Here is a 16,245-nt window from a genome sequence, read left to right as displayed (position 1 = left end):
ACGCCCCGCTCACCGCCTTTTTTCCATTTTATCCACATACTCTTTATTGCCCAACCGGATAAAGAGCGGAAGACCAGTGCGTTTCTGCAACTGGTCTTCTTTTTTACAGAAGAACCCTTTGTGCTGATTGTAGAAGTTTGACGGCAAAAGCTTTGTTAAGCTTGCTGTTCGCAGGCTGTCGGCCTTTTTGGGGAAACTGAGCTGTGACGCGGCTTTCAGGCTACCCAGTGCCAGAAAAAGACCAAAACATGTGCGCTTAATGTGCATAGGTTTGATATTTGATGTAAATTTACGGCTCGATTTTTGTGCAAACCGCGGCTTTTTGCCGTAAAAAAAAGGAAATCCCTAAATGACCCTTAACCAAAGTTTACAACAGAAACTCCTTCAAAAGCTATCGCCCCAGCAAATCCAGCTCATGAAGTTGCTGCAGGTTCCTACGGCTAACCTGGAAGAGCGCATCAAAGAAGAACTCGAGGAAAACCCGGCTTTGGAACTGACCGAAGAAGGGTTCGACGAGAACTTCGGCGATGAAATGAAAGACGAGTTTGCCGAAAAAGACTCTGATTACGAGGAAAGCAGCGAGGACAGTGCGGAGGACGCCTACGAGAACATCGATATATCGGAGTACGTACACGAAGGCGATGACGAGATAGCAGACTATAAGCTGCGGGACGATAATTACGGCGACCAGGAAGAAAAGCAGACCATGCCTTATAAAGTGGAAACCAGCTTTTACGAAATCCTGGAAAGCCAGCTGGGCATGCTCAACCTCGATGAGACCGAGTCCAAGATCGCCGAACAGATCATCGGCAGCATCGACGAGGACGGCTACCTGCGCCGCGATACCGGCGCTATCGTGGACGACCTGGCCTTCCGCCAGAACGTCTTTACCTCCGAAGAGGACGTGGAACGGATCATCAAGCGCATCCAGCGCTTCGACCCCTGCGGCGTCGCCGCCCGCAACCTCCAGGAATGCCTCCTGCTGCAGCTCTTTCGCCAGAAGGAAGAAGGCAAGGAGGTGGAAGTGGCCATTGCCGCCCTCTCCCGCTACTTCGACGAATTTACCAAAAAGCATTACGAAAAGATCCAGCGTGGCCTGAACCTGACCGACGACGAGCTGCGCGAGGTGATGCACCAGATCACCCGCCTCAACCCCAAGCCGGGCGGCAATATCGGCGAGCTGAACAAAGCCGAAAGCTACGTAGTGCCCGACTTCTTCATCCTCAACAACGGCGGCAAGCTCGAACTGACCCTGAACTCCAAGAACGCCCCGGAGCTGCGCATTAGCGAAGGCTATCGCGACATGCTGAAGGAATACGACCGCGGTTCCAAAAAGGACCGGCGGCAGAAAGAGGCGGTGCTGTTCATCAAGCAAAAGATCGACGCCGCCAAGTGGTTCATCGACGCCATCAAGCAGCGCCAGCATACCCTGCTCAGCACCATGACGGCCATCATGAACCACCAGTACGACTTCTTCCTCACCGGCGACGAAACCACGCTGAAGCCCATGATCCTGAAGGACATCGCCGAAAAAACCGGCCTGGACATCTCCACCGTCAGCCGGGTGGCCAACAGCAAGTTCGTACAAACCGAGTTCGGTACCTACCGCCTGAAGTTCTTCTTCAGCGAATCGCTGACCACCGATACGGGCGAGGAAGTATCCACCCGCGAAGTGAAAAAGATCCTGAGCGACCTGATCGAGTACGAAAACAAGAAGAAACCCCTGAGCGACGAGCGATTAACGGAGCTGCTTCAGGAAAAAGGTTATAATATTGCACGCCGAACCGTGGCCAAATACCGCGAACAGTTGAATATTCCTGTCGCCCGGCTGCGGAAGGAACTATAAGCATTATTATGAACGTGTCCAAACCATCTTTGGAAGGCGCTTCGGACCACGGGGCGCCTTTCCCTTCTGTTATCCGCATCGCAGCCCGCGTCCTCTCCATTCTCTTTCACCCGCTCTTTATCCCGGTTTACCTGTCGTGGTTCCTGATCTATGTGAACCCCCTGTTCCCGGCCTTTAGCGCGGGCGCCAAGCTGCTGCTGCTGATTCGCTTCCTGGTCATGTACACCATTTTCCCGCTGGTGACCGTGCTGATCGCCAAGGGTCTCGGCTTTATCGATTCCATTTTACTGAAAACCCAGCGCGACCGCATCATTCCCTACGTCGCCTGCGGCCTGTATTACTTCTGGATGTGGTACGTGCTGAAGAACCAGCCCGAGTTCCCGCGCCACCTGGTGATGCTGAGCCTGGCCATCTTCCTGGCCTCCTCGGCGGGCCTGACGGTCAACAGCTTCGTCAAGGTCAGCATGCACACCATTTCCATGGGCGTGGCGTGTACCTTCCTGCTGCTGTTTGCCTTCATGACCGATGTCAACTTCGGCTTTTACATTTCGGCCGCCTTCCTGCTGGCCGGCCTCGTGTGCACCGCCCGCCTGATCAACGACGACCACAGCACTTTTGAAGTATACCTGGGCCTGGTGCTGGGCATTATCGCCCAATTGGTGGCCTATTGGGTGATGTAAAGGAAGTGAGCAGTACGAATGCCTTAAATCATTACGGGAGCCGCTTGGGCTCCCTTTTTTTTACCAGGAATTCCGAAAAATAGATCCGCAGCAGCAGGATGAACATGGAAATAAGCAGGGGGCCGAAGATGAGGCCGATAAACCCGAACAGCTGGATGCCCGCAATCACCCCAAACGCCGTGATCATCGGGTGGATCTGGCCCAGCCGCCGGTTGAGGATAAACCGGAACAGGTTGTCCACGAGCCCGATCAGCCCGAAGCCCCAGACCGCCATGGCAATGCCTTTCCCGATCTCGCCCTGCACCAGCAGCATTACCGTCAGCGGCACGTACACCAGCGACGCCCCCACCAGCGGGATCATCGACGTCAGGCAGGTGGCAATGAACCAGAGAAAGGGGTCGGAAACGCCGATAACGAGGTAGCCGACCAGGCCCACGATCCCCTGGATCAGGGCGATCAGGGGAATGCCGATGGCGCTGGCCCGCACGATCCGGGTGATCTCGTCGCCGATCCGGTCCACGTTGGTATTGTCCAGGGGAATGTATTCGTAAAGAATATTCTCCATCCGGCGACCGTTCACCAGCATGAAGTACAGGATAAAGTACATGGCCACGATCAGTGTTACGGTATTGAAGGTAATATCCAGGATCCGCGGCAACAGCTGCGACAAATAGAGGCCCAGGTCCTGGATGTCTTCGGGCTTAATGATCTCAACGCCGAGGCGTTCCCGGACATTGGTGGCGGCCTTTCGCAGCGATACCACCAGCTCCGTGGAGTGCAGGACGATATAGCTGATCCGCGAATAAAGGATATTGGCCAGCAGCCCGATCGGCACCAGGATAACGAAAAAGGACAGCAGCATCAGGATCCAGGCGGCAGCGGGGCGTTTCCATCCCCGCACCTCCGCCAGGTAAAACATACGGTTCCGCATGATGACATAAAAGGTCACCGACCCCAGGAAGGCAGGGAAAAAAAAGCGCAGCTCCCGGAACAGGATCACACCCAGGAAAAGAATCAGGAGGATAAAGAAAATCTGCCGTAAAAGGTTTGAATCAATGGTATTGTTGGTCATACTGGTGCTCTGCCCGTTGGGGGAAAACCTTACCTGTATAAATTTTGTACCATTTGTCCGCAGCAGGCTTAGGAGGCGTCGCCGGCAGCGGATAGTTTTTCCAGGTAAAGGTCCACGTAGGCGGGCAGGCTTTTGCGCTTGTATTGCATCACGAAGCGGGGGTGCGGCAGGGGCTCCAGGTGTTCGAACCACCGGTAGCGCCCGTTCAGGGCCGACAGGTAGCGGAAGTTTTCCGCCCCGCCGATCACCAGGCAGCGGCGCTGGTCCACGCCAAACGACACCAGGCGGGAAATGCTTTGCACCAGGAAGGGCTCAATGGTGCGCAGCAGTTCCTTGTCGTCATAATAATTCAGGTTTTTCCCATTTTGAACAAAGCCCAGGGGGCAGACCGAGCCGATAAAGAAATTTTGGTAAAAGGGCCCGGGGCCCCCGTAAGCCTCTATCACGCGATAAATGAACTCGGCGGACAGCTCCGTACCTTTTTTAAACGGATGGTCCATCTGCAGCACCTCCTCCAGTTGGCGGGAAGCAGTAAAGTTCACCCCGGTAATGCCGGCCCCGAACCGGCCGGGATTGATCCCCAACAGCAGGGTCCGCCTTTCGGAATCGTTGTAATACTTGTCCAGGAACCGCCGGACCACGTCCAGAACGGCCTTATCCTGCTGCGGAAACAGCCACTGGATATTGTTTGGCAGCTCCTTCGGCGGCTCCAGCTCCGAATAATAACGATACAGGTTTTCAGCCCAGGTCATTTCGTTGAGTTTACGAGTTTACGGGTTTACAAGTTTACCAGTTAGTTTCTGAGTTTCTAAGTTCCTATGTTCCTGAGTTAGAAGTTATAGGACCGAGCCGCTCCCTTCCTAATATCCAAATTAACCAATTAACCAATTCCCTGGATTTCCCGGATGCCTTTCATAAAAGCATACGTCCACCGGACATAAATGGGTGGCGATAGCGGCCGGTAGTGGATAGATTTGAATTACGAAGAACATCGTGGCACTCACCGGAAAAGCGGAATCAATGATCAAGGACACCCTATTCAAGGCTTTTTGCATCCCCCTGCTGGGCATCATCATTCCTTTGCTTTCGGGCCTGGCCCGGTATGGGCAGTTCAGCGCCGTGGAGGTGCTGGCCGCCAATGTCTTCTTTATCACTGCCTCTTACCTGGTGTGGCAGGGAGCCGTCAAAATCGTGCTGGGCGTGCGGCGCTGGAAGCCCTTTCGGCAACGGGTTTTTCTGAAAATGTTCGTACTGTGTACCTGCACCGCTGCTTATGGCTTTGCCCTTACCGGCACGTCCGCCTTCCTGTGGCAGAAGATTTTTACCGGCAGCCTGCAGCCGGGCACTATTCTCACCTGCGGCCTCCTGAGCGCCGCCTTCGTCCTGTTCCTGACGCTTCTGTACGAGACCCTTTTTCTTTCCAAGGAGCGGGAACTGGATGAAAAGATCGTGGACCAGCTGGATCATGAGCGCGCCGGCGCCGAAATGAAGGCGCTCAAACGGGAGCTCGACCCGCACTTCCTGTTCAATTCCCTCACCACCGTTTCGCACCTGATCGCTGCCGATCCCGACAAGGCGCAGGTGTTTACCCAAAAACTGGCCCGCGTATTCCGGTATTTTTTAATCAACAAAGACCGCGAGCTGATTTCTTTGGAAGAGGAATTCCAGTTCGTGGAGGATTATTTCTACCTGTTGCGGATAAGGTATGAAGAGAAGCTGCAGCTTACCTTCCGCGTGCACAGCCTGAAAGATACGGCCATGGTCTTGCCCTGCACCCTGCAGCTGTTGATCGAGAACGCCGTAAAACACAACCGGTTTACCGAAAACGACCCATTGCACATCAGCATCATGGTTACCGGCGATTACGTGAGCGTGGAGAACAATGTTCGCCCGAAGCCCTACGCCCTTGAATCCACCAAAACAGGGCTGGCCAACCTCAATGACCGCTACCGGGTGTACAGCAACAAGAACATTAATGTGCACCGCAACGACGATATGTTCCGGGTACAACTTCCCTTAATCAGGCAAAACAGCTTATGAAAACGGCCATAATCATCGAAGACGAAAAGGCGGCTGCCGCCTCCCTGGTTGGCCTCCTCCTGGAGCTGCACCCCTCCCTGGAAATAAAGGCGGTGCTGACCAGCGTGGAGGAAGGCCGGACGTATTTTAAGGACGCTCCTTCCGCGGATATCATCTTCAGCGATGTCCAGCTGACCGACGGCCTGTCGTTCGAAATTTTCGGCGGGCTGAACCTGTCCACGCCCATTGTGTTTATAACGGGTTTCGACCAGTTCATGATCCGGGCTTTTGAGTACAACAGCATCGATTACCTGCTAAAGCCCGTTTGCCGCGAAGACCTGCAAAAGGCGCTGGTGAAGTACAAAAAGCTGGAACAGCATTTTACGGGGCAGCATGCGTTTTTCCGCAATTTCCTGCAGGAGACGGCCCGGCCGAAGCGCACCCGCCTGGTGGTGAAGAAGGGGCAGGAGCATATTTCGCTGCCGCTGGAGGACGTAGCGCTTTTTCTTTCGGAAAACAAGGTGGTCTATGCGCTGGACAAAAGCGGCCGCCGCCTGCTCACCGACAAAAACCTTTCGGACCTGGAGGCGGAGCTGGACCCCAAAACCTTTTTCCGTGCCAACCGCCAGCACATTGTCAACATCGCCTACATCAAATCCTATAAAACCTACGAGCGGGTAAAACTGAAAGTGGAGCTGGCCCTCCCCGACACCTTCCTCATTATCAGCCAGGAAACCGCCCCCGAATTCAAAAAGTGGATGGCGGAGCTGTGAACGCCACTCAATGAATTATTGCTGATGGCAACCTTTGAGACTGTCATGCCGAACGCAGTGAGGCATCCCCTCGGGAGGGAAGGAAGGCTTCTATTCGAAGGAGGGCTTTCCTGTCTCTGAAAAAGACTTTTCGTGCCCCGAGGGGATGCCTCACTGCGTTCGGCATGACAACTTGATTGCAGCGACTTTCCCTGCTTGTCAGAAGCAGTTCAGAAGCCGGGACGCCAGTCATCTGAAAACGGCCGCCCCGGGAAAGGGTTCCGAACCCTGTTGCCGCCTATTGCCTCTGCCGCCCCTTATCGCAAAAAAATGCGTTTTTGAAAGTTACTAACAGCAATCCACACGCATAATAGTACTAGTAGTATCTAAATTTTTAGAAAAAACCTATTACTATTACGGGTGTGGACTGGTGGAAAAAAATTCCGGCGGGGATAGAGCGGTGAATTCACTTGGGGTTTATGCACACGATATCCCCGTTTTTTCACCATCGGGGGATTGAATATTGGTAGCGTTGGGTGTTTTTCCACATAAATGTGGATATCCGGCCACGAATAACTCTTTCCAAAGATGCCGAAATAGTAAATGTGAATACCGGTGGGATAACTGTGGACGATTTCACAACCGGGAAGAGGCGGACATTTGCCGCAAAATTTTCTTCCATTCGGTACACGTCTCTTTCAGCGTTATACAGGCAGTTATCCACAAAAAAAAGTGGCAAATCAACAACGAACCTGCCACTCTCTGAACCCGTAAATTGGTAACCCCGTAAACTTGTAAACTTTCTCAGGATGCCTTCTTCAACTTTTGAAGGACGGTCATGTCGCCGGCATCGGTGGCCTTTACGGTCACCCAGTTTTTATCGTTTTCGAGGGTGATGGTGTAGGAGACGCCGTCGGAGGAATTCATTTCGGTAACGCCGAACACCATTTTATCGGGGTGCTTTTCCTTCAGTTTGGCTTTGATATAGACCGGCAGGTCTTTGCCGGAATAATCCCTTCTCAGGGTGGTCATGCTGCCGTCGGCTTCGTAGGTGGCCCGGCAGGTAATGCCGTTGTTCTCAAAAAGTACTTCGTAGGCTTGGTCCTTTTCGTACCATTTTACTTTTTCGGCCTGGGGAAAGGTTTCGCTAAACATCTTCGCTACCTTTTCATTGACAGGGAGGTCGGCGGCGAAGGTGCTGGTACCGATCATCAGGGCAAGGGCAAACAGGATCTTTTTCATATGCGATGGTTTTATGGTTTGTCTGAGGACCAAATTAGGCGCTGCGGCAGCGGTGGAAAAGGGAATATCTACCAGTGGCAGGCGGCCGGAACCGGTGAAGAGGATCCCTGCCCGCAGGCGGCAGAACCGAAGCGGCAGCAGGGAGAACCGAAGAATGAAAAAAGAGACCTGTAGGATGATTATTTTTTGGCGCCCGTGGCCGGCCGGCAGGGCCGGTTGACCGCCATCTCCGTGATGAGCGGCTTTGACGGGCGCAGAAAATAGGGGTACCCTTCCTATATTTGCGCTTTATTTTTCACCAAAACTCCCTGTAATGAGATCCGTACTGAACCTGGTACTGTGCCTGGGTATCCTTTTTTTGATGGCCTCCTGCGCCGCCACCTACAAAAAGATCAATCCTTCTTCCCTTTCCTATCCCGTTATCGAGAAAAGCAACTTTTCCTACAAGTACAACGTGCTGAAGGCGGCGGGTAACCGGAAGCTGGCGAAGAAAGAAGTAAAGCGTAATATGCAGATCGTGGCCGTGCAGCTGATCAATAATACCGGCAGGCCCCTGAAATACCAGCAGAACTTCCGCATTTATTCCGGCAGCTCGGAAGTGACCCTGCTGGACCCAGCAACTGCCGCGGCTTCGATAAAACAATCCGTGCCCTCTTACCTGCTGTACCTGCTGCTGACGCCCCTGCGCCTCAACATCAGCACCGAAACCAAGTCCAGCTCCACGCCCATCGGGCTGGTCATCGGGCCCGCCATCGCCGCCGGCAACATGGCCGTTGCAGCCACCGCCAATAAACGCTTCCGGCAGGAGCTGATCGATCATTCCCTGCTGGAACGTGAGATCCAGGTGGGCGAAACCTTCCGGGGCCTGATCGCCATTTATGACAACGGCTTCCTTCCCTTAACGGTTAAAATAAGCCAGTAAAGCCGGCCTCCACGGCCAGCCCAAAAACAACAAAGGCGATCCGGGTAACTTACCACGATCGCCTTTGTTGTTTCTTGGAGGAAAGAAAACTTTTCTTCTTTCCCTCTTTATCTCTTAGCTACAGGAAACCCAGCTCGAGCTTGGCTTCTTCGCTCATCATTTCCCGGTTCCAGGGCGGGTCGAAGGTCAGGTGCACATGCACGTCGGTCACGCCTTCGAGGGCGCGCACCTTGGTTTCCACCTCGTTGATGATGTCGCCGGCCACGGGACAGGCAGGGGCTGTCAGCGTCATCACGATCTTTACCTTGCCGGTAGCGGCGTCGATCTTGATCTCGTACACCAGTCCCAGCTCCATGATGTTCACCGGGATCTCGGGGTCGTGTACGGTACGCAGCACTTCTTCAATCTGGTCTCTCAGCTCCATAATCAATTTTGTTGAAGGGTTTTGGAAAGATAGGCTACGGCGTAGAGCTTGATCTGCTTCAGCATCGACAACAGCCCGTTGGAGCGGGTGGGCGACAGGTGGTTGCGCAGGCCGATGGCGTCGATAAAATACACGTCGGCCTCGGCGATGTCCTTGGGCGCATGGCCTGAGAGCACCTGCACCACCATGCTCACCAGTCCTTTGGTGATCAGGGCGTCGCTGTCGGCGGTAAAGGACAGGATGCCGTCCTTGTAGTCGGCATGCAGCCATACTTTCGACTGGCAGCCGCGGATGAGGTTTTCATCCTTCTTGTACTGCTCGTCGATCAGCGGCAGGTCCTTGCCCAGCTGGATGATGTATTCGTATTTCTCCATCCAGTCGCCGAACAACTCGAAGTCTTCGACGATCGCTTGTTGTTTTTCATGAATCGTCATACTACCTAGCTTAATAAGGTGATGGCCTTTTTGAGGCCTTTTACCAGCTTGTCGATCTCTTCTTCGGTATTGTAAAAAGCCAGCGAAGCCCTTACGGTACCGGGGATGTTGAAGAAATCCATGATGGGCTGGGTGCAGTGGTGGCCGGTACGGACGGCAATGCTTTGCTTGTCCAGCAGCTCGCCCACGTCGAAGGGGTGCAGGTCGCCGATCAGGAACGACAGGGAGGCCGCCCGGTTCCCGGCTTCGCCGATAAAGCGCAGCCCTTCCACCGTTTGCAGGGCGGCCACCGCGTAGGCAAACAGCTCCTGTTCGCGGCGCTCGATGTTGTGGATGCCGATGCGGTTGATATACTCCACCGCTTCGCCCAGGCCGATGGTCTCGGTAATGCTGGGCGTGCCTGCTTCAAACTTGAAGGGCAGGTCGTTGTACATCGTCTTTTTGAACGTCACGGTTTTGATCATGTCGCCGCCGCCCTGGTAGGGAGGCATGGCGTTGAGCCAGTCTTCCTTGCCGTAGAGGAAGCCGATACCGGTAGGGCCGTACATCTTGTGGCCCGAGCAGGCCACGAAGTCGGCGTCCAGCTCCTGCACGTCGAGGGGGAGGTGCTGGATGGCCTGGGCCGCGTCGATGAGCACGGCGGCGCCCACGGCATGGGCCCTGGCGATGATCTCGCGGACCGGGTTCACGGTACCCAGGGCGTTGGACACATAGGTCACCGACACCAGTTTTACCGTTTCGTCCAGCAACTTGTCGAATTCGTCCATCAGCAGCTCGCCCTTTTCGTTCATGGGGATGACCTTCAGGGTGGCGCCTTTGTCCTCGCAGACGATCTGCCAGGGAACGATGTTGGAGTGGTGCTCCAGCGCCGAGATGATGATGGTGTCGCCTTCCTTGATAAACTTTTTGCCAAAACTGTGTGCTACCAGGTTGATCCCGTCGGTGGTGCCCCGGGTGAAAATTACTTCATGCTCGTGGGCGGCGTTGATGTAGGCCGCCACTTTCTTCCGCACCACTTCGTACGCATCGGTGGCCACCTGGCTCAGGTGGTGCACGCCGCGGTGTACGTTGGCGTTGTACTGGCGGTAATAATCGTCCATCGCCCGGATCACGGATTCGGGCTTTTGGGTGGTGGCGGCATTGTCGAGGTAAACCAGCGGGTTCCCGTACACCTTTTGTTGGAGTAACGGGAACTCGCTTCGTACCTGTTCTATGTTCAGCTCACCTACACGGGATATGGTGGCACTATTCAGCATCGATAACAGTTTCGTCTATAACGGTTTCGTCAATAACAGATTCGCTCAGGGGGATGTGGCTCTGGATGAGGTGGTTGATGTGGTCTTCCAGCTCTTCGAGCTTGATCTTTTCGGTTACGTCGAAGGCAAAGGCGTTGACGAGCAGCGCCCGGGCCTTTTGTTCGCCGATACCCCTGGATTGCAGGTAGAACATCGCTTCCTTGCTCAGCTGGCCTACGGTGGAGCCGTGGCTGCATTTTACGTCGTCGGCGAAGATCTCCAGCTGCGGCTTGGAGTTGATGGTGGCCTTATCGCTCAGCAGCAGGTTGTTGTTCTGCTGGAACGCGTTGGTCTTCTGGGCGTCTTCCTGTACGAAGATCTTCCCGTTGAACACGCCGGTGGCGTTGTCCAGCAGCACGCCCTTGTAAATTTCATTGCTCTGGCAATGGGGCATGCGGTGGTTCACCAGCGAGTGGTTGTCGATCAGCTGGTTGTCGGCGCCCAGGTACAGGCCGTACAGGTGGCTTTCGGTATTCGACTCGTCCAGCGACAGGTGGAGGTTGTTGCGGATCAGCTCGGCTCCCGGCAGCGAAAAGGTGTAGTTGCTATAAACGCTGTCGCGCAGCTGGCTTACCTCGGTATTGGTGACCAGGCGGGTGCCGGCCTTGGCGGTCTGCAGCACGTAGTGGTCGCAGATCGCGTTTTCTTCCACGAACACCTCGGTCAGGCTGTTGATGAACAGCTTGTTGTCGGTGCTTTTGGAAACGATGGTTTCAATGATGCTCAGGTTGGCGCCGCGGCGGGCCACCACCAGCAGGCGCGGCTGCACAAACAGGTTGGCCGTGGCGGTGTACGTATGCACGATGTGCAGCGGCTTGTCCAGCACCGCGTTCGGGCTGATCTCGATGAACAGGCCGTGCGAGAACAGGGCGGTGTTCAGGGCCGCCATGGGGAACTGGTCGATGTCGGTATTTTTGGAAAAATGGGCCGCGAACTGCTCGTCGGTCAGCGCGTCTTCGAAAGGCATCACGCGGATAAAGGCCGGAACGGCCTCCGTAGCGGGCTGCAGTTCGCCGTTGACGAACACCAGCTGGTAGCTGTCGAGGTGCGGCACCTGGGCCTCCGCGATCAGTTCGGCATCAGCGGCCACGGAGGTGCGGCCGTCGGTGCTGTAGCCTTCCTGCAAAAAAGGGAGGAGGTTGGTGTACTTCCATTCTTCGTTGCGGCGGCTGGGAAAACCCATCTTTTTGAAGTTTTCGATGCCCTGCCTTCTGGCCTGTTGCACGGCGGTGCTTTGTTCGGCCGTGGCCAGCACTTCTTCAAAGCTGCCGACTAATTCTTCGTATAATGGTATGGAAACTTGATTCGCCATTGTTGTTTTTAATTAAACTAAACAGATTCTTCAACGTGCAGCTCTTTCAGCCAGTCGTAGCCTTTTTCTTCCAGTTCCAGGGCCAGTTCCTTGGTGCCGGATTTCACGATGCGGCCGTTGTACAGTACGTGTACGAAGTCGGGCACGATGTAATCGAGCAGGCGCTGGTAGTGGGTGATGAGGATGAAGGCGTTGTTTTCGGAGCGCAGCTTGTTCACGCCGTTGGAAACGATGCGCAGGGCGTCGATGTCCAGGCCGGAATCTGTTTCGTCGAGGATGGACAGCTTCGGTTCGAGCATGGCCAGCTGGAAGATCTCGTTGCGTTTTTTCTCACCGCCGGAGAAACCTTCGTTCAGGGAGCGGTTCACCAGCTTGGCGTCGAATTCCACCAGTTTCTGGCGCTCTTTGCTCAGTTTCAAAAACTCCTTGGCGTCCAGGGGGGCCAGGTTGCGGTAGGCGCGGATCTCGTTCAGGGCCGTGCGCAGGAAGTTGATGTTGGAAACACCGGGGATCTCTACGGGGTATTGGAAGGCCAGGAACAGGCCTTCGCGGGCGCGGTCTTCGGGCGACATTTCCAGCAGGTCTTTACCGTCGAAGTCTACGGAGCCGTCGGTCACTTCGTAGTTTTCGCGGCCGGCCAGCACGGCGGAAAGGGAGCTTTTGCCCGATCCGTTGGGACCCATGATGGCGTGTACTTCGCCGGCTTTCACCTCCAGGTTGATACCTTTGAGGATTTGTTTATCTTCTACTCCTGCATGCAAATTTTTGATAGTCAGCATTCTCTATACTAGTTTAAGTTTTAACCAACACTACCTTCAAGGGTAATGGATAATAATTTTTGAGCTTCCACGGCAAATTCCATGGGCAGCTGGTTCAGTACTTCCTTCACATAACCGTTCACGATCAGGGCCACCGCTTTTTCGGTATCCAGGCCGCGCTGGTTGAGGTAAAAGATCTGGTCTTCGCCGATCTTGGAGGTAGTGGCTTCGTGCTCTACCATGGCGCTGTTGTTCTTCGTCTCGATGTAGGGGAAGGTATGGGCGCCGCAGCGGTCGCCGATCAGCAGCGAGTCGCACTGGGTAAAGTTGCGGGCGTTGTCGGCCTTCGCGCCTACGTGCACCAGGCCGCGGTAGCTGTTGTGGCTGCGGCCGGCAGAAATCCCCTTGGAGATGATCCGGCTCCGGGTGTTTTTGCCCAGGTGGTACATCTTGGTGCCGGTATCGGCGATCTGCTTGTTGCGGGTAACGGCTACGGAGTAGAATTCGCCGGTAGAGTTATCGCCCTGCAGGATGACGCTGGGGTATTTCCAGGTGATGGCCGAGCCGGTTTCCACCTGGGTCCAGGAGATCTTGGCGTTGGCGCCGCGGCAGACACCGCGCTTGGTTACGAAGTTGTAGATACCGCCCTTGCCGTCCTTGTCGCCGGGGTACCAGTTCTGTACCGTGGAGTATTTCACTTCGGCGTCTTTCAGCGCGATGATTTCCACCACGGCGGCGTGGAGCTGGTTCTCGTCACGCTGGGGAGCGGTACAGCCTTCGAGGTAGCTCACGTAAGCGCCTTCGTCGGCAATGATCAGGGTGCGCTCGAACTGGCCGGTACCCTGGGTGTTGATGCGGAAGTAGGTGGACAGTTCCATGGGGCAGCGAACGCCTTTGGGAACGTACACGAACGAGCCGTCGGAGAAGGCAGCGGTGTTCAGGGCCGCGAATATGTTGTCGGAATGGGGTACCACGGAGCCTACGTACTTGCGTACCAGCTCGGGGTGTTCCTGCACCGCTTCGGAGAAGGAGCAGAAGATGATGCCCAGTTCCTTTAATTTCTCTTTATAGGTAGTGGCTACGGAAACGGAGTCGAAGACGGCGTCCACGGCCACGCCGGCCAGGGCCTTCTGTTCGTTCAGGGGGATGCCCAGTTTTTCGAAGGTCGCCAGCAGCTCGGGGTCCACCTCGTCGAGGCTTTCGAGTTTCTTTTTGGTCTTGGGGGCCGCATAATAAGAGATGGCCTGGTAGTCGATCTCCGGCATTTCGAAGTTCTGCCAGGTGGGGGTAGGCTCCTTCAGGAAGGCGTTGTAGCCTTTAAGGCGCCATTCCAGCATCCATTCCGGTTCGTTTTTCTTCTGGGAAATGAACCGGATGACGTCCTCATTGAGGCCGGGAGGTACCACATCCATCTCAATGTCGGTCACAAAGCCAAACTCGTACTCCTTTTCGGCTATCTGTTCAATGATTTCGTTGCTTTGATTTTCCATGATTACAATATCGTTTTGCGCTATTTTATAGTTTCTGTGTTGCAGGAAAGTGGGGCCGGTGGTTAAACGGAAAAACTTTCGCCGCAGCTACAGGTTTTGGTGGCGTTGGGGTTGTTGAAGGTCAGGCCCTTGCCGTTGAGACCGCCCGAGTAGTCGAGCTCGGTTCCATAGAGGTACAGCAGGCTTTTGAAGTCCACTACAATCTTGATTCCCTTGTCTTCGTACACCTCGTCGCCCTGTTTGATTTCGCTGTCGAATTTCATCTGGTATTCCAGGCCGGAGCAGCCGCCGCCTTTGACGCCTACGCGTACGAAGGAGCCGGGGGCTTCGTTCTGATCCTGCATCAGTTGGGAAATGTAGTCCTTTGCTTTTTCGGAAACAGTAATCATAGTAATTACTTTTTTATATATAATTTTTTGTGTAGAAAAGGCTTTCGAAGCTCCAACGGCCGTGCAAAATTACTTTATAGGCAGTGGATGCGCCGGATTTTATTGCCCCTCTGTTCAACAACATTTTGCAAAAATATCTCCGACAGCCCGGAAAGCGGGGCAAAGTTACGATATTTGTATAAAGCAAGTAAATACTTGGAAAATTATAAGAAACCTGTAACGGCCACTGTCGATAAGTTTTTGCGGCTGCTGAAAGTGCGCGGACCCCTGTCTACGTCCGTCATTGCCAAGGAGTTGGGAATGACCGGCGAGGGTGCCCGTTTGCAGTTGTTAAAACTGGCGGAGGAGGGGTTGGTGCAGGCCGCTTCCGAATCCCGGGGGGTGGGCCGGCCGGCGCAGGTCTGGCGCCTGACCGAGCAGGGCAACGGCCGTTTCCCCGACAACCACGGCGAGTTCAGCACCCAGCTGATCGAATCCATTAAGGAAGTGCTGGGCCAGGAAACCCTGGACCAGGTGATTGCCGTGCGGGAGCGCAAGGCTGCCAGTAAATACATTTCCGCCCTCAAAGACATTCCTAACCTCGAAGAAAAGATCCGCCGCCTGGCCGAGCTGCGCAACAGCGACGGCTACCTGGCCGAGTGGGACAAGACCCTCGAAGGCTTCGTCCTGGTAGAAAACCACTGCCCCATCTGCGCGGCGGCCCAGCGCTGCCCCGACCTTTGCGACGCCGAGATGAACACCTTTCGCGAAATTTTTGGCGAGGGCGTCTCCGTAGAAAGGGTGGACCACATCATCGCCGGCTCGCGGCGCTGTGCCTATTTAATTAAAATGCTCAAAGGTGAATAGGCGGCTCATTGTCGTCTTTCATTGAATACAGCCTTCTTGTTTTTCATTGCGGTCTGCCAACCTGACGGAAAGATTGCCTGGTTGTTCTTCATCATCAATTCCATTTTTTGATGGATGCCAGCTTGCAATGATTGCGGCAAGTCGTAAAAGGCCTTGTCAACTTGTGTTTCCCGGTCATAGTCCAGTACGCCATTTTGATGTCTGATCGCAGTTTTTTGTCGTTTGTAGTAAATGATAAGTTTTATTCTTCCGTCATCATAATTATTTATTCCAGACGTCCCATAAACGATAATAGGATCAGCTAATCCGTCCTCGTCATAATCTTTGAAGTCAATGTACTTTGTCCAGAACCAAATAGAGTTTTCACCATTGTCGTTCTTAACAATATGGTCGTTGATTTCCCAAACTTTGATAAATGAACCCTTCTTGTCGGTCGTTACGTTGACTGCTCTGATCTTGTGACCCTGAGCGTCTTTGTTTGCCGTAGTTTCGTTCCTGCTTTCGGTCAGTAGGCAATAGTATTGTCCCGTCTTGTCAGCATACTTATAAACCCGAAGAACCGGAAAAGGAATGTCCAGGCGCTTACGAACGCTGTCCGGGAACAATTCGGCCACCTGTTTAAGTGTAAGTAATTCCGAGGTTACAGAAACCTTTTGAGCAATTACAGTTGTCGAGCAGAAAAGAGCCGTAAATAAGGTAAAAATTTGTCGCACCGGTTTTTGAGCTTTAGGGGGTTGGTAGCTGATGATGCATCCGTAGCACCT

At 54.2% G+C, this 16,245-nt stretch carries 18 protein-coding genes; 6 read left to right on the top strand and 12 right to left on the bottom strand.

Going from position 1 to position 16,245, the window contains the following annotated elements:
- Window positions 1–9: 9 nt before the first annotated feature.
- Window positions 10–267 carry a hypothetical protein gene (locus tag V9K67_RS09560; protein ID WP_336721811.1) on the bottom strand — a complete coding sequence of 86 codons (258 nt, stop codon included), beginning with the start codon at window positions 265–267 and terminating at the stop codon, window positions 10–12.
- A gap of 148 nt (window positions 268–415) precedes the next feature.
- Between V9K67_RS09560 and rpoN the strand changes: the two genes are divergently transcribed.
- Both rpoN and V9K67_RS09550 read left to right on the top strand, forming a co-directional pair.
- Entirely contained in the window at window positions 416–1,846 is a 1,431-nt protein-coding gene (gene rpoN / locus V9K67_RS09555) for an RNA polymerase factor sigma-54 (RefSeq protein WP_414696766.1), read from the top strand.
- An 8-nt stretch (window positions 1,847–1,854) separates the two neighbouring features.
- The gene (locus tag V9K67_RS09550; RefSeq protein WP_336721808.1) at window positions 1,855–2,526 is read left to right on the top strand and encodes a hypothetical protein; all 672 of its coding nucleotides are present in this window, start codon (window positions 1,855–1,857) and stop codon (window positions 2,524–2,526) included.
- A 31-nt stretch (window positions 2,527–2,557) separates the two neighbouring features.
- Here the strand turns inward: V9K67_RS09550 and V9K67_RS09545 are convergent, their stop codons facing one another.
- Entirely contained in the window at window positions 2,558–3,598 is a 1,041-nt protein-coding gene (locus V9K67_RS09545; RefSeq protein WP_336721806.1) for an AI-2E family transporter, read from the bottom strand.
- Between the two features lie 68 nt (window positions 3,599–3,666).
- Entirely contained in the window at window positions 3,667–4,350 is a 684-nt protein-coding gene (locus V9K67_RS09540; protein WP_336721805.1) for a uracil-DNA glycosylase family protein, read from the bottom strand.
- A gap of 268 nt (window positions 4,351–4,618) precedes the next feature.
- Between V9K67_RS09540 and V9K67_RS09535 the strand changes: the two genes are divergently transcribed.
- The gene (locus V9K67_RS09535) at window positions 4,619–5,638 is read left to right on the top strand and encodes a sensor histidine kinase (protein ID WP_336721804.1); all 1,020 of its coding nucleotides are present in this window, start codon (window positions 4,619–4,621) and stop codon (window positions 5,636–5,638) included.
- The gene (locus V9K67_RS09530; protein WP_336721802.1) at window positions 5,635–6,390 is read left to right on the top strand and encodes a LytR/AlgR family response regulator transcription factor; all 756 of its coding nucleotides are present in this window, start codon (window positions 5,635–5,637) and stop codon (window positions 6,388–6,390) included. The genes V9K67_RS09535 and V9K67_RS09530 overlap by 4 nt, the downstream gene beginning before the upstream one ends.
- Window positions 6,391–7,173: 783 nt before the next feature.
- Here the strand turns inward: V9K67_RS09530 and V9K67_RS09525 are convergent.
- On the bottom strand, window positions 7,174–7,611 hold the full coding sequence (locus V9K67_RS09525) for a hypothetical protein (protein WP_336721800.1): 438 nt from the start codon (window positions 7,609–7,611) through the stop codon (window positions 7,174–7,176).
- Between the two features lie 313 nt (window positions 7,612–7,924).
- Between V9K67_RS09525 and V9K67_RS09520 the strand changes: the two genes are divergently transcribed.
- On the top strand, window positions 7,925–8,533 hold the full coding sequence (locus V9K67_RS09520; RefSeq protein ID WP_336721799.1) for a hypothetical protein: 609 nt from the start codon (window positions 7,925–7,927) through the stop codon (window positions 8,531–8,533).
- A gap of 118 nt (window positions 8,534–8,651) precedes the next feature.
- On the opposite strand, the gene V9K67_RS09515 is transcribed toward V9K67_RS09520, so the two are convergent.
- The 7 genes from V9K67_RS09515 to V9K67_RS09485 all read right to left on the bottom strand — a co-directional run bounded on the left by V9K67_RS09515 (window position 8,652) and on the right by V9K67_RS09485 (window position 14,635).
- Window positions 8,652–8,957, bottom strand: a complete 306-nt coding sequence (locus tag V9K67_RS09515; protein WP_336721797.1) for an iron-sulfur cluster assembly protein — start codon at window positions 8,955–8,957, stop codon at window positions 8,652–8,654.
- Between the two features lie 2 nt (window positions 8,958–8,959).
- The gene (locus V9K67_RS09510) at window positions 8,960–9,391 is read right to left on the bottom strand and encodes a SufE family protein (protein ID WP_336721795.1); all 432 of its coding nucleotides are present in this window, start codon (window positions 9,389–9,391) and stop codon (window positions 8,960–8,962) included.
- A gap of 5 nt (window positions 9,392–9,396) precedes the next feature.
- Entirely contained in the window at window positions 9,397–10,647 is a 1,251-nt protein-coding gene (locus V9K67_RS09505) for an aminotransferase class V-fold PLP-dependent enzyme (RefSeq protein WP_336721793.1), read from the bottom strand.
- Window positions 10,637–11,998, bottom strand: coding sequence for a Fe-S cluster assembly protein SufD (sufD, locus tag V9K67_RS09500; protein ID WP_336721790.1), 1,362 nt, complete (start codon window positions 11,996–11,998; stop codon window positions 10,637–10,639). Before sufD ends, V9K67_RS09505 begins: the two co-directional genes overlap by 11 nt.
- A gap of 17 nt (window positions 11,999–12,015) precedes the next feature.
- Complete coding sequence (sufC, locus tag V9K67_RS09495; protein ID WP_336721788.1) at window positions 12,016–12,777, bottom strand: Fe-S cluster assembly ATPase SufC; 762 nt, start codon at window positions 12,775–12,777, stop codon at window positions 12,016–12,018.
- 20 nt (window positions 12,778–12,797) lie between these two features.
- Window positions 12,798–14,246 carry a Fe-S cluster assembly protein SufB gene (gene sufB / locus V9K67_RS09490; protein WP_336721787.1) on the bottom strand — a complete coding sequence of 483 codons (1,449 nt, stop codon included), beginning with the start codon at window positions 14,244–14,246 and terminating at the stop codon, window positions 12,798–12,800.
- Between the two features lie 62 nt (window positions 14,247–14,308).
- A complete protein-coding gene (locus tag V9K67_RS09485; protein WP_336721786.1) occupies window positions 14,309–14,635 on the bottom strand; it encodes a HesB/IscA family protein in 327 nt (108 codons plus the stop codon).
- Window positions 14,636–14,830: 195 nt separating this feature from the next.
- Between V9K67_RS09485 and V9K67_RS09480 the strand changes: the two genes are divergently transcribed.
- On the top strand, window positions 14,831–15,481 hold the full coding sequence (locus tag V9K67_RS09480) for a helix-turn-helix transcriptional regulator (RefSeq protein WP_336721785.1): 651 nt from the start codon (window positions 14,831–14,833) through the stop codon (window positions 15,479–15,481).
- Between the two features lie 5 nt (window positions 15,482–15,486).
- On the opposite strand, the gene V9K67_RS09475 is transcribed toward V9K67_RS09480, so the two are convergent.
- Entirely contained in the window at window positions 15,487–16,194 is a 708-nt protein-coding gene (locus V9K67_RS09475) for a M949_RS01915 family surface polysaccharide biosynthesis protein (RefSeq protein WP_336721783.1), read from the bottom strand.
- Window positions 16,195–16,245 lie beyond the last annotated feature (51 nt).

The sequence above is a fragment of the Huijunlia imazamoxiresistens genome, assembly GCF_037132455.1.
GTDB lineage: Bacteria > Bacteroidota > Bacteroidia > Chitinophagales > Chitinophagaceae > Flavisolibacter > Flavisolibacter imazamoxiresistens.
The sequence above is the reverse complement of the archived record's forward strand: the minus strand, read 5'-3'. Positions and strand labels throughout refer to the sequence as shown.